At 63.7% G+C, this 12,645-nt stretch carries 9 protein-coding genes; 3 read left to right on the top strand and 6 right to left on the bottom strand.

From position 1 onward, the window contains the following. The first annotated feature begins 31 nt into the window (after positions 1-31). Positions 32-991 (top strand): LysR family transcriptional regulator, encoded by a 960-nt coding sequence (locus tag P5W99_RS32635; protein WP_421028674.1) that lies wholly within the window; start codon positions 32-34, stop codon positions 989-991. On the opposite strand, the gene P5W99_RS32640 is transcribed toward P5W99_RS32635, so the two are convergent. The 4 genes from P5W99_RS32640 to P5W99_RS32655 all read right to left on the bottom strand — a co-directional run bounded on the left by P5W99_RS32640 (position 986) and on the right by P5W99_RS32655 (position 8,669). Next, positions 986-2,473 carry a YncE family protein gene (locus P5W99_RS32640; protein WP_421028675.1) on the bottom strand — a complete coding sequence of 496 codons (1,488 nt, stop codon included), beginning with the start codon at positions 2,471-2,473 and terminating at the stop codon, positions 986-988. The two genes, P5W99_RS32635 and P5W99_RS32640, sit on opposite strands and share 6 nt — an antisense overlap. Further along, positions 2,473-2,949, bottom strand: a complete 477-nt coding sequence (locus P5W99_RS32645; protein ID WP_421028676.1) for a DUF305 domain-containing protein — start codon at positions 2,947-2,949, stop codon at positions 2,473-2,475. Before P5W99_RS32645 ends, P5W99_RS32640 begins: the two co-directional genes overlap by 1 nt. 168 nt (positions 2,950-3,117) lie before the next feature. After that, entirely contained in the window at positions 3,118-4,938 is a 1,821-nt protein-coding gene (locus tag P5W99_RS32650) for a chloride channel protein (protein WP_421028677.1), read from the bottom strand. A gap of 149 nt (positions 4,939-5,087) precedes the next feature. Continuing rightward, positions 5,088-8,669 (bottom strand): indolepyruvate ferredoxin oxidoreductase family protein, encoded by a 3,582-nt coding sequence (locus P5W99_RS32655; protein ID WP_421028678.1) that lies wholly within the window; start codon positions 8,667-8,669, stop codon positions 5,088-5,090. Positions 8,670-8,770: 101 nt separating this feature from the next. Between P5W99_RS32655 and P5W99_RS32660 the strand changes: the two genes are divergently transcribed. Beyond that, complete coding sequence (locus P5W99_RS32660) at positions 8,771-9,676, top strand: LysR family transcriptional regulator (protein ID WP_421028679.1); 906 nt, start codon at positions 8,771-8,773, stop codon at positions 9,674-9,676. A gap of 9 nt (positions 9,677-9,685) precedes the next feature. Here the strand turns inward: P5W99_RS32660 and P5W99_RS32665 are convergent, their stop codons facing one another. Both P5W99_RS32665 and P5W99_RS32670 read right to left on the bottom strand, forming a co-directional pair. Beyond that, entirely contained in the window at positions 9,686-9,934 is a 249-nt protein-coding gene (locus P5W99_RS32665; protein WP_421028680.1) for a hypothetical protein, read from the bottom strand. Positions 9,935-10,112: 178 nt separating this feature from the next. Then, on the bottom strand, positions 10,113-10,310 hold the full coding sequence (locus P5W99_RS32670) for a hypothetical protein (protein ID WP_421028681.1): 198 nt from the start codon (positions 10,308-10,310) through the stop codon (positions 10,113-10,115). A gap of 718 nt (positions 10,311-11,028) precedes the next feature. Here P5W99_RS32670 and P5W99_RS32675 point away from each other — a divergent pair. Further along, positions 11,029-12,597: a methyl-accepting chemotaxis protein gene (locus P5W99_RS32675; RefSeq protein ID WP_421028682.1), complete on the top strand. Its 1,569-nt coding sequence runs from the start codon at positions 11,029-11,031 to the stop codon at positions 12,595-12,597. The last annotated feature ends 48 nt before the right edge of the window (positions 12,598-12,645 follow it).

The following is a 12,645-nucleotide window of genomic DNA, read 5'->3' on the forward strand; positions in this document are numbered from 1 at the left end:
GTTTATGATGACGGCAAACGGAGACTGTGAGATGCGTTCCCCCAAACTGGATCTGAATCTATTCGTCGTATTCGAATCGATCTACGAAAAGCGCAATCTGACTCGCGCAGCCGAGGCGCTCTTCATCACGCAACCCGCGGTCAGCAATGCACTGGCCCGCATGCGCAAGGCGTTCGACGATCCGCTTTTTGTGAGCACGTCGACGGGCATGGTGCCCACGCCGCTCACCGAGAACATCATTGGCCGGGTGCGCGAGGCGCTGCAACTGCTCGAAGCGAGCGCGACCGAAGGCGATGTGTTCGTGCCCGCCACTTCGGAGCGAACCTTCCGCCTGAGCATGCCCGACTTGAGCGAGGCCATGCTGCTGCCCGCACTGGGCGAGGTGCTCCAGCAACAGGCGCCCGGCATGAGCATCGAATGCTATTTCACGCCGCGCAGCGAAATGTCCACGGCGCTGGCCACCGGCAAGATCGACTTTGCGATCGACGTGCCGCTCGTCGACGACCCGCAACTGCATCAGGCACCGCTCGGCAACGACCACTATGCGTGCATGCTGCGCCACGATCACCCGTTTGCGGGCGAGACGCTGACCATGGACGATTACCTCGCGCTTGGCCATATTCAGGTGTCGAGCCGCCGCCAGGGGAGCGGCTTCGTCGATGCGGAATTGAAGAAACTCGGCCGGCAGCGGCGCATACAAATGCGCGTGCAGCACTACATGGTGGCGCCGCTCGTGGCGCTGCGCACCGACCTTGCGCTAACCGCGCCGGTCGAGCTTCTGCAACGCCACGACGCGCGCATTTTCGAACTGCCGTTCGAGCTTCCCGATCTGCAATGGCATCTGTACTGGCATCGCAGCAGCGAGCAGGACCAGGCCAGTCTGTGGCTGCGCGCCCAGATTCTCGAGCTCATGAACGGCATGAGCGGCGCGCCCGTGCAGTCCGCGGCGAAGCGCGCGGGGCGCCGGCCCGCGCGCTTCGCCCGCTCATAGCGTCTGCACCTGAACCGGCGCGCCCGGCTTGCCCTCCACGAGCGGGACCACCACCAGATAGCGGCGCTTGTCGCCGGACGTGCTCGTTTCCGGCGTGACCAGTTGGCGAATCTGCCCGAGCGCGTTGACGATTGCGGAACCCGCAGGGTTGGTCATGAAGTTCGCAAGCACCTGCACGTCGCCGGTGCCATCGGGATGATCGGCAAGTCCCAGTGCATAGTGCTGTTTCGGCTGCAAGCCGGTCACGGCGGCCTGCAGAACCTGCACGAGCCCCTGGTCGAACAAAGCAACCGTGGTAGGCGAGTGCGCGGCGTCCGTTGCACTGCCCGAAGCCGCAGAACCCGCCGGCACCAGCGCAACGTGGGCGGTCTGCCCCGCGAGTCCCAGCGGCTGCAGGTTCTGCGTGCCATCGCCTTGTGGCACCGCGTCCGGCACGTAGGTCACAGCCTGCGGAGCCTGGCCGATCGGCACCGTGGCAACCACGGTGTTCGTGAGCGTGTCGATCGCCGCCATCGCATCGGCGTTTTCCAGGCCGACATAGATGCGGCTGCCGTCGCCCGATGGCCAGAGGCCGTGCGGCAAGCTGCCGACCGGAATCGTCGCGACTTGCGAAAAGTCGTCGGTCCGGAACACCTTCACAACATTCAGTCCTCCTACCGTTACATAGGCAAACGTGCCCTTCGCGTTATGCACGATGTTCACGTGATTCGTGATCGGGCCCGTGTCGATGGTCTTGAGCACGGCAAACGGCGGCTTGGCGTCGAACACCTGCACCTTGCCCACGTCCTTGAGCGTGAACCAGACCTGCTTTCCATCCGGCGTGGCGGCAAGATCCGGGCAGAACGGGCTGGCCTGCTTGACCGTGCCCACGATCTTGTGGTCGGCCACCGAGATCACCTCGGTCTGCGGATTGAAGGACGAGCACACATAGCCATACTTCCCGTCTGGCGAGAAAATCTGCATGCCGGGGCCTGCCGGAACGGTAATGCGCGTTTTCTCCTCATACGTCGTCCCGTCGAGTACGGCGACATAGTTTTCGCCGCGCACGGTCACCCATACTTCCTTGCCGTCAGGCGTGAAGAACGCCTCGTGCGGCGAGCGGCCCACGTAGGTGACGTGCTTGACGGCGTTGGTCTGCGTGTCGATGAACGAGACCGAGTTCGAACCGATCGACACCACCGCGATCGTGCGATGGTCCGGCGCATAACCCATGCCATGCACGAGCAATTGCCCCTTGTACAGCGGGCTGAAGTTACCCGGCGACGGATCGCCGAGACGGATCAGGCCAAGCAGCTTGTTATCGGCCGGGTCGATCACCGAGACGGTGTTGGAAAATTGCTCGGCGGCATAGACGCGATCGTGGTGGCTTACCGGAATGTCGGGGGCGGATAGCAATCCTGGGGCCTGCCCGGCCCAGACCAGCTGCGCGGCTGCCATAGCCGCCGCCGACATGGCGACGGTGCAAAACGATATGCGTTTCATCACGGCTCCTTCTGTGTGGGATTCGGCATGCGCATCGGCATGCCCTGATGTGTCGACGGATCAAGGTGGGCTGCGGGTCCGGAGGCTGGCCCTTGCTGCTGATCGGGCGTGCTTGCAGGAGGAGGCAAGGGTTGCCCGAGCGCGAGGCGCATGGCAACGATTTCCTGCTGTTGCTCGACCACGATCTCTTGTGCAATGCGGCGCAATTGTTCGTTGTGCCCGTGGCGCAACTCGGCCTGGGCCATGTCGATGGCGCCTTGATGATGCGGGACCATCATCGCGACGAAATCGCGGTCGATGTCGCCGGTCGGTTTGACCGACATGCCGTCCATCATCCTTGTCATGGCGGCGTCGTTCTCGGCCATGAAGGACGTTTCGTCGGAAGATGCGGCCTGCGAGCCCGCCGCGAATGCAGCCGGACCGCACAACCCGAGAATGACAACGCCGGCCGTAAAGGCGCGCTGGACTATTCGCACGATGGTTCCCCCTGCAAGTCATTGAGTCTTAATGGGGTGAACCAACCGCGTGCGAGATTATTCCGGGTGAGCCGGATATTTCTTGCGTAATCACGCCGACGGCAGGCAAGCAAACGCCGTGGGCGCCGTGCGCCAGGGCGTTATTCCGCTGGGTTTGCGTTGGTCGTGCTATCGGCTCGCATCGGCGTGCTCATCGGGCACGTCCTGGCGCTTGCGCGTGGGCGCAAACAGCGTGCTGCGCGGAATCCATACCTGGCGGAAGTGCTCCAGTTCGCGCTCCTCGGCGAAGACCTGCATCGAAGGCTTGACCAGGTCGTGCCGCGACACCACGCCGAGCAGGCGCAAGGTTTTCGCGTCATCCACGACCGGCACGCGGTCGAGGCCCGTAATGGCGAGCCGCGCCGCCACATTGCGGCAAGTCTCGCCGGGCAAGGCGATCTCGGGCTGCGTCCGGGCAAAAGCCGAGCCAATCGGCATCCCGGCCTTGCCCGGCGCAATCCGGTCGAGCAACGTGCGATCCACCATGCCCACCAGCACGCCGTTCCTGAGCACCGGAAACGCGCGAAACTTCTGCCCCTTGCCGAAATAGTCGTCGAGCACGTGGGCAACCGTTGTGGCCGCATCGATCGTTACTACGTTGCGCGTCATTACCTCGTCGACATAATGGCGCTCGAGCGGATCGATGCTGTATTCGCGGTAGATGTGATAGCCGCGCCGCGCAATTTTCTCGGTCAGGATCGAGCGGCGCATGAACATGACCGTGAAGCCATAGGCCACGGCGGCGGCAGCAAGCAGCGGCAGCAACGCGTTGGCGTCGCCGGTCAGCTCGAAGGCGAACACCGCAGCCATCACGGGCGCGCGCATCATGCCGCCAAGCGCGGCGGCCATGAAGATGAGCGGCCATAGCGCGGGGTCATGGCCCGGCATGTAGGGCCCCATCAGTGCCCCCACGCCCGCGCCCATCATCAGCAGCGGCGCGAGCACGCCGCCCGACGTTCCCGAGGCCAGCGCGATCACCCAGATGATGGCCTTCACCACGACGATGCCGATCACGGCCTGCATGGCCAGATGATTCTGCAGCAGGTCGCCGATCACGTCGTAGCCGACACCGAGCGTGCGCGGCTGAAAATATCCGCCGATGCCCACGGCAATCGCGCCCAACGCGGGCCACCACATCCAGTGAACCGGCAACTTGCCGAACAGGTCCTCCACCTTGTAGAGCCACGTGGACAAGGCCCACGACAACGCGCCCGCGATCACGCCCGCAATGGCCGCCGAGACGATGCCGATCGGCCCGATGGGCAGCGTATGCAGCGGAAACAGCGGGCCGCTGCCCAGAAACAGCGGGCGCGCGAAGCCCGCCACGGCGCAGGCGATGGCAACCGGCAGGAGGCTGCGGGGCCGCAGTTCGAACAGCAGCAGCTCGATGGCGAGCAGCACGGCGGCCACCGGCGTGCCGAACACGGCGGTCATGCCGGCGACGGCGCCCGCCACCAGCAGCGCCTTTCTTTCGGCGCTCGACAGATGGAAGAACTGCGCGATCAGCGAGCCGATCGCGCCTCCCGTCATGATGATCGGCCCTTCCGCGCCGAACGGCCCGCCGCTGCCGATCGCGATGGCCGAGGCGAGCGGCTTGAGCACGGCCACCTTCGGCGACATCTTGCTCTTGCCGAACAAGATCGCCTCGATGGCTTCGGGAATACCGTGGCCGCGAATCTGCTCCGAGCCAAAGCGCGCGATCAGCCCCACCAGCAGCCCGCCGATCACGGGCGCAGCCACCACGAACCACCCTAGCGTGTTCTGCGCAGGCGAATGATTCCCGGTCGACAAGGTCTGGAAGAAAAACAGGTTCGTAAAGAAGCGGATGAGGTGCAGCAGAAAGTCGGCGGCAAGGGTGCTCAGTGCACCGCCCACCGCCGCGATGGCGCTGATGCGCAGAAGCCGGACATCGGTTGCGAAATCGCCCTTGTGCGCGCTGTGCTCGCTCATGATTCCCCTTGGCGGGTGCGGGAGGGTCGGTGTCACCCACGGGGATATTTATATCACAACGTGATGGAACAAATCTGGTCGTTCCTCTCGCCGGCGCAACGTCTTGCGGCGAGAGGGACGACACACGGCAGGTGGAAATGGCCGTTTGCTTACGCGCTCGCGGCCATGCGCACCGGGTTGCGGTATTCGCGCAGCCATTGCTCCCGCTTGCTGGCTGCAGCGCGAATATTGTTCTCCTTCACGTGACCGAAACCGCGAATATCGTCGGGAATGCCCGCCAGCTTGAGCGCCATCGCAAGACGTTCGGCATCGAGCGTCGCGCAGAATTCCTCCACCAGCGCGAGGTAATCGGCAATCAACTGACGTTCGCCGCGCCGCTCCGCCGTGTGGCCGAACACGTCCAGCGCCGTGCCGCGCAGCCCCTTCAGGCGCGCGAGCGCATGCAGGGCCGGAAGTACCCACGGACCAAATTGCTTTTTCTTCAAGCGGCCCTGTTCATCGCGCTTTGCGAGCAACGGCGGCGCGAGATGGAATTTCAGCTTGTAATCGCGGCCCGGCTCGCCTTCGAATTGCTCGCGCAGCTTCGCAAGGTAGACTGGATCTGCATAGAGACGCGCAACTTCGTACTCGTCCTTATAGGCCATGAGTTTCGCGAGATTCACGGCAACCGCACGCGTGAGCGGCAGCTTCGCATTGCCGGTGGCTTGCGTTTCTTTTGCGCGAATCCGCTCGACGGCATCGCGATAGCGCCGGGCATACGCCGCGTTTTGATACGCGGTCAACAACGCTTCGCGCGAGGCGATCACCGTGTCCAGCGACTCGGGCATGCGCACGACAATCGCCTGCTGCGCGGGCTTCGCATGCGCCTGAATGGCGGCTTCGCCGTGATGCGCCACATGGCGGCCCCAGTTGAACGCAAGACGATTCTTCTCGACCGCCACACCGTTGAGCTCGATCGCGCGCAGCAGGCTCGCAAGCTCAAGCGGCAGCCAGCCCTTTTGCCACGCAAAGCCCAGCAGCAGCGGATTGCTGTAGATGGTGTCGCCCAGCAGCGTCAGGGCGAGTGCATTGGCGTCGATGAACTCGCAGCCCTCGCCGATGCTCTCGCGCAGGCTCGCTTCCGTCTGCGCGCCAGGGAATGCCCACTTGGGATTGCGCACGAGGTCCGCCGTGGGCGTCGCGCCGCTATTGACCGCGGCCACCGTCACGCCGTGCTGGGTGCGCGAAAGCACATCGCTCGATGCGCTCACCAGCGCGTCGCAACCGATCACGAGCCGCGCTTCGCCCGTGGCGATGCGCGTCGCATGCAGCGCGCTGGGCGCGGACGCAATCTGCACGTGGCTGAGCACGGCGCCGCCCTTCTGCGCGAGGCCCGCCATGTCGAGCACGGTCACGCCCTTGCGCTCGATATGCGCAGCCATGCCGATCAGCCCGCCGATGGTCACCACTCCCGTGCCGCCCACGCCGGTGACGAGAATGCCGTAAGGCCGTGCAAGCGCGGGCAGCGTGGGCGCGGGCAACGCGTCGAAATCGGGCGCGGCGGCATTGCGCGCGGCTTGGGGCTTGCGCAACTGCGCGCCTTCCGCCGTCACGAAGCTCGGGCAAAAACCCTTCACGCACGAAAAATCCTTGTTGCACGATGACTGATTGATCTTGCGCTTGGTGCCGAGCGGCGTGTCGAGCGGTTCGACGGACAGGCAGTTCGATTGCACCGAGCAATCGCCGCAGCCCTCGCAAACCGCGTCGTTGATGAACGCGCGGCGCGCAGGATCGGGATACGTGCCGCGCTTGCGGCGGCGGCGCTTTTCCGTCGCGCAGGTCTGGTCGTAGATCAGCACGGTCGTGCCCGGCACTTCGCGCAGCGTGCGCTGCACGGTGTCCAGTTCGTCGCGGTGGAAAATGTCCACGCCCGCGGGCAGCGTGATACGCGAATCGTATTTCTCCGGCTCATCCGAAACGATCACGATGCGCTTCGCACCTTCGGCATGGACCTGGTGCACGATCTGCGAAACGGTCAGCACGCCGTCGATAGGCTGGCCGCCTGTCATGGCGACGGCATCGTTATAGAGAATCTTGTACGTGATGTTCGCGTTGGCCGCGATCGCCGCGCGAATGGCAAGCAGTCCGGAATGAAAATAGGTGCCGTCGCCGAGATTCGCAAAAACATGCTTGTCGCCGGCAAAGTGCATTTGCCCGATCCACGTCACGCCTTCGCCGCCCATCTGGCTGAAGGTTTCGGTCTTGCGATCCATCCAGATCGACATGTAGTGGCAGCCGATGCCCGCGAGCGCGCGTGAGCCTTCGGGGACGTTGGTCGAGGTGTTGTGCGGGCAGCCCGAGCAGAACCACGGCTTGCGCTCGACGCCGACCTGGGGCTTCGCGGCCTCGCGCTCCTTCGCCTCGATAATGGCCACGCGCGCCAGCATGCGCGCCCGCACATCGTCAGGCAGATCGGCGCGTGCAAGACGGCGAGCGATGGCCTTCGCGATCAGCGCCGGCGACAGTTCGTAATGCGCGGGCAACAGCCAGTTGCCGCGCGGCACCGACCATTCGCCGCCTTCGTTGTCGCGTTCGTCGAACTTGCCGTAGATCTTCGGGCGCACGTCTTCGCGCCAGTTGTAGAGCTCTTCCTTCAGCGCATATTCGAGAATCTGGCGCTTTTCCTCCACCACGAGAATTTCTTCGAGGCCGGTGGCGAATGCGCGCGCGTCCTGCGCATCGAGCGGCCACACGCAACCCACCTTCATGACGCGCAAGCCGATCCGCGCGCACGTTTGATCGTCGAGGCCGAGGTCGCTGAGCGCCTGGCGCACGTCGAGATAGGCCTTGCCCGCGGTCATGATGCCAAAGCGCGGCTGCGGCGAATCGATGACCACGCGGTTCAGCTTGTTCGCGCGCACGTAGGCAAGCGCCGCATACCACTTCTCGTCGAGCAGGCGGGCTTCCTGCACGAGCGGCGTATCGGGCCAGCGGATATTGAGGCCGCCCGCGGGCATGGCGTAATCGTCGGGCGTGACGATCTCCACGCGGTCCGGATCGAGATCGATCGATGCCGTGGATTCGATCACGTCGGTCACGCACTTCATGGCCACCCACAGGCCCGAGTAGCGGCTCATCGCCCAGCCGTGCAGGCCGTAGTCGATGTACTCCTGCACATTGGACGGATAGAGCACGGGAATGCCCGCCGCGATGAACGCGTGCTCGGACTGATGCGCGACCGTGGACGACTTCGCCGCGTGGTCGTCGCCAGCGAGCACGAGCACGCCGCCGTGGGCCGCGCTGCCCGCGGAATTCGCGTGTTTAAAGACGTCGCCGGTACGGTCGACGCCCGGGCCCTTGCCGTACCACATGCCGAATACGCCGTCACGCGTCGCGCCCGGCCACAGGTTGACCTGCTGTGAACCCCACACGGCGGTGGCAGCCAGATCCTCGTTTACGCCCGGCTGGAACACGATGTCGTTGTCGTGCAGATGCTTTTTGGCTTTCCACAGCGACTGATCGAGCGCCCCCAGCGGCGAGCCGCGATAGCCCGAAATAAAGCCCGCGGTGTTCAGCCCCGCCTTGCGGTCGCGCGCCTTTTGCAGCATCGGCAAGCGCACCAGCGCCTGCGTGCCACTGATGTAAACCCGCCCGCGTTCGAGCGTGTATTTGTCGTCGAGCGAAACCGGGGTGGCCGGCGAGTCGATCGTTACGTCCTGTGCATCGTGTGCAATCGGGTCGCGCGCATTCATGGGGGTTGTGTCTCCAATGGATGATCGTTTTCCGGCGAGTATAGGAAGCCATATTCGTATCGTAAAATCACAAATAGGCAACTCTGATATGCGAAAAACAGATGGCGTTCGATCTCACTCTGCGGCAGCTCCGCTACTTCGTGGCGGCGGCGCAAACGGGCCAGTTCTCGATGGCGGCGGCCAACGAGCACGTCTCGCAATCGGCGATCACCAATGCCGTGCTCGCGCTGGAAAGCGGGCTGGGCACCCGACTCTTCGAGCGCCTGCCCCATGGCGTCGTGCTCACGCCGGACGGTCAGGATTTCTACAATCACGCGCGCCGCGTGCTGGACGCCGCGCGTGATGCGGTGCACAAACCACCGTTCCGCGCGTACGACATGCGCGGGACCGTGCGCATTGCCGCGACCTATACGCTGCTCGGCTATTTCCTGCCCGAATTGCTCGCGCGCTTTCGCGCGACTTACCCGTTCGTGGATTTCGACTTGCAGGACCGCGAACGTCCCGATATCGAAACCGCGGTGCTGAACGGCGAACTGGATCTGGGCGTGGTGCTGCTATCGAACGTCGAACGCCTGAACCGCTTCGGCAGCCATGTGCTCAATCGCTCGCGGCGGCAGTTGTGGATGGCGCCCTCGCATCCGCTCGCGCAGATCGACGCGCCGTCGCTCAAGGACATCGCCGCGCATCCCTACATTCTGATTACAGTGGACGAAGCCGAGCAGTCGACACTGCGCTACTGGAAAAAGAAAAGCGCCAAGCCGAATATCGCGTTCCGCACGTCTTCGATGGAGGCGCTGCGCGGGCTCGTCGCGCATGGTTTTGGCGTGACGGTGCTATCGGATATGGTGTTTCGGCCGTGGTCGCTCGAAGGCAAGCGCATCGAGGCGCGCCCCGTGCTCGACGCGATTCCGCCCATGGAAGCCGGCATGATCTGGCAGAAGAATGGGCAGATGAGCGGGCCCGCCGCCGCGCTGCAACAGTTTCTGATTCATGCGTGCGGAACTTGAGCCCGCGCGTCATCGGCTGGTTGTGCATCGGCGCAAGTCTTTCAACCGGTCGAGACGCGCAAGGAGGTCTTTGGCCTGCTCCTGTGCGTGCATCGGCAGCGCCGGCGTGGCCAGGATCGCGCGGATCCTGGCCTGCCAATAGTCGAGACTCGTCATCGGGCCAGTTTCAGGCACGCGTCCTCCCACCGCCGACTGCTCCAGATAGCAGAGAACATTGCCAATGTGCGCCAGATCTCTTTCGGCGAAATCGTTGCTCAAGATAGATCCCCGTCGCTTGTTGCAGGACTACATGTCCTGTCGGCGTCGCTGCCAATTCAACCTCGTTGCCGCTCGAAAGACGCCGTTGCCCCTGCCGTCTTTTTGATTCGTGATACTTAGCGTATGAATCGAATCTATCGGTACCCATCGTGATGATCGAGGCTGCGCAGCCGCTCTCCTAGCGCACGCGCGCCACCGCGCGCAATAGCGCATCGCCACGCGGCGTCACGCGCGGTAGCGGAACGCCGAATTCCGGCGGGCCGATATCGATCAACTGAAGCTCGCGAAGCGCGCCGAGCTCGATCCGGTCCGGCTCGATCCATTCGGGCGCACTCTTCACCAGCATCAGCGTCGCAAGCTCGTGAGGACTCAACATGACCCTACCTCCACCCGTAAAGCCGAAAACAGAATGAACAAATACCTGCAGCAGCGGCTGCAGGTCAGCGCTGTCGATGGAGCGCCGTGCGGCGCTGGGAACGTTGGCTATCGAGCCGATACGTCACGCCCCCGAAAAGGGCGTCGTCGTTTTTGCGGAGCCAATACCGTTGCAGGCGCAACGTAGCCGGCCAGGGCGAGCAGGACGGCCGCGCTGGATTCCGGCGTAGTGGCAAAAGACGTTCTTTCAGGAACCGTCACGCATCGTCTCCCGTTTTCATCGACAGGCTGGCCGTTGCCACAGCGGCCAATGACCGGCGTCACGGCAGCCAGAAGCTCTGCTGCCTGCATAGGGATGCGCCGCTCAATTTAGAGACTTCATTCTAACTTTGTTAAATCTGTCCCGTTCATTCAGGATGTTTGGGGGTTTCCCCAATTCATGGCGGCCGCCTAATCGTGGTTCGAACACGCCGGTACGTCTCTCGCGGCAGCGCGTTCCTGCGGGGTCGGAGCGAATCGGGGCACAGATGAACTGACATTTCAATGTGCATTGGGCATCACCAGACAGCATTATTGCGCCGGCATCCTGAATAATATGCAGCCCGTTTTCATGCGGGTTTAACACTATCAATCAACGGTTTGTTGTGCCGTCAGTAAAGGTGCGGAATGGGTAATCTCACGACCGAATCCACGGTACAGCTACCAGGAAATATTCTCCGATGTACACACTCAGCTTCCGGCAAAAACTCTGGCTGCCGCTCGTAGTCAGCCTGACTGCATTGCTCCTTGTATCGATCGGCTCCGCATGGCTCTCCTATCAGACACGCATGGAGGAACGCCGCAATGATCTGAAGAATATCGCGCAGGTCGGACTGCGCATCGTCGAGGAATATGCCGCGCTCGCGCACGGCGGCGCGCTAACGCTGACGCAGGCGCGCAAGGAAGCGCTGGAACGGTTGCGCGGCCTGCGCTATGGCAGCGACGGCTACCTGCTCGTGATCGATTCGACGCCCCGCATGATCATGCATCCGATCAAGCCTGGCACCGAGGGCAAGAACCTCTCTGAGGTGGTGGATGCCGATGGCAGGCGCCATTACCTGACCTTCGCGTCCGTCGCCCAGTCCCCGGAAGGCGGTTTCGTCGACTATGTGTTTCCGCATCCGAACGTCGTGCCGGCCAAGGCCGTCGACAAGCTCGGCTATGTCGTTCGCTACGCGCCGTGGGACTGGATCATCTCGACAGGCGCCTACATCGACGACATCGAACGCGCGTTTATCCAGTCGCTCTATGTGTCGGGCGGCGTGTTCGCCGCGGTGGCCGCGCTGCTCGGGCTGATCGTCGTGTACACGAACCGCAGCATCGAGCACACGATCGGCGGCGATCCTCGCACGGCAGCGCACATGGCCGGTGCGATTGCCGCCGGTGACCTGGCGACACCTTTCGCCATTCGCGAAGAGGACTCACGCAGCCTCATGTTCGCGATCAGGCAGATGCGCGACGCACTTGCGATGACTGTCGCGCAGATACGGGCAAGCGCCGGCAACGTCGCGGCCGCTGCGGGAGAAATCGCCAACGGCAACATGGACTTGTCCGCGCGCACCGAAAGCCAGGCCGCTGCGCTGCAAGAAGCGGCGTCGAGCATGCATGAGTTGACTGGAATGGTCCGCAACACCTCGGAAAACGCGCGAGCAGCGAGCGAACTGGCCGGCACCGCCGCGCAGATCACGAACCGCGGGGGCGACATGGTCACGCGCGCCGTCGCAACCATGCAGGAGATTCGCGACGAATCGCGCAAGATGGTCGACATCATCGGCGTGATCGAGGGCATCGCGTTTCAAACCAACATTCTTGCGCTGAATGCCGCCGTGGAAGCGGCGCGCGCCGGCGAGCAAGGCCGGGGCTTCGCAGTGGTGGCGGCCGAGGTGCGCACGCTCGCGCAGCGCAGCGCGAACGCGGCAAAGGAAATCCGCGCTTTGATTGGACAGGCGGTCGAGCGCGTGGGCAACGGTGCGGAACTCGTCGAGGCCACCGGCGCGACGATCAGCGAAGCACAAAGCGCGATCGGACGCGTGAGCAGCATCGTTCACGAGATCGCGGCGGCGGCAGCGGACCAGAGCAATGGGCTGGAACAGATCAATGCCGCCGTCGCACAGATGGACGACAAGACCCAGCAGAACGCGGCACTCGTCGAGCAAGCGGCTGCGGCCACGCAATCGCTCGAGGAGCAGTCGCATCGTCTTCAGGAAGCGGTCGCGGTGTTCAGAACGACAGCGGACGCGCACGGCTAACGTTGCCTCGGACAGGTCTTGCAACTATGCTGATTTCTGCATCGGCAG

Origin of the sequence: Paraburkholderia sp. A3BS-1L (genome assembly GCF_051125215.1) — a bacterium.
GTDB lineage: Bacteria > Pseudomonadota > Gammaproteobacteria > Burkholderiales > Burkholderiaceae > Paraburkholderia.

What these genes read in the sequence shown, in the direction of transcription:
- P5W99_RS32635 (WP_421028674.1), top strand. Translation starts at nt 32, where the DNA reads ATGCGTTCCCCCAAACTGGATCTGAATCTATTCGTCGTATTCGAATCG.
- P5W99_RS32640 (WP_421028675.1), bottom strand. Translation starts at nt 2,473, where the DNA reads ATGAAACGCATATCGTTTTGCACCGTCGCCATGTCGGCGGCGGCTATG.
- P5W99_RS32650 (WP_421028677.1), bottom strand. Translation starts at nt 4,938, where the DNA reads ATGAGCGAGCACAGCGCGCACAAGGGCGATTTCGCAACCGATGTCCGG.
- P5W99_RS32655 (WP_421028678.1), bottom strand. Translation starts at nt 8,669, where the DNA reads ATGAATGCGCGCGACCCGATTGCACACGATGCACAGGACGTAACGATC.
- P5W99_RS32660 (WP_421028679.1), top strand. Translation starts at nt 8,771, where the DNA reads ATGGCGTTCGATCTCACTCTGCGGCAGCTCCGCTACTTCGTGGCGGCG.
- P5W99_RS32670 (WP_421028681.1), bottom strand. Translation starts at nt 10,310, where the DNA reads ATGTTGAGTCCTCACGAGCTTGCGACGCTGATGCTGGTGAAGAGTGCG.
- P5W99_RS32675 (WP_421028682.1), top strand. Translation starts at nt 11,029, where the DNA reads ATGTACACACTCAGCTTCCGGCAAAAACTCTGGCTGCCGCTCGTAGTC.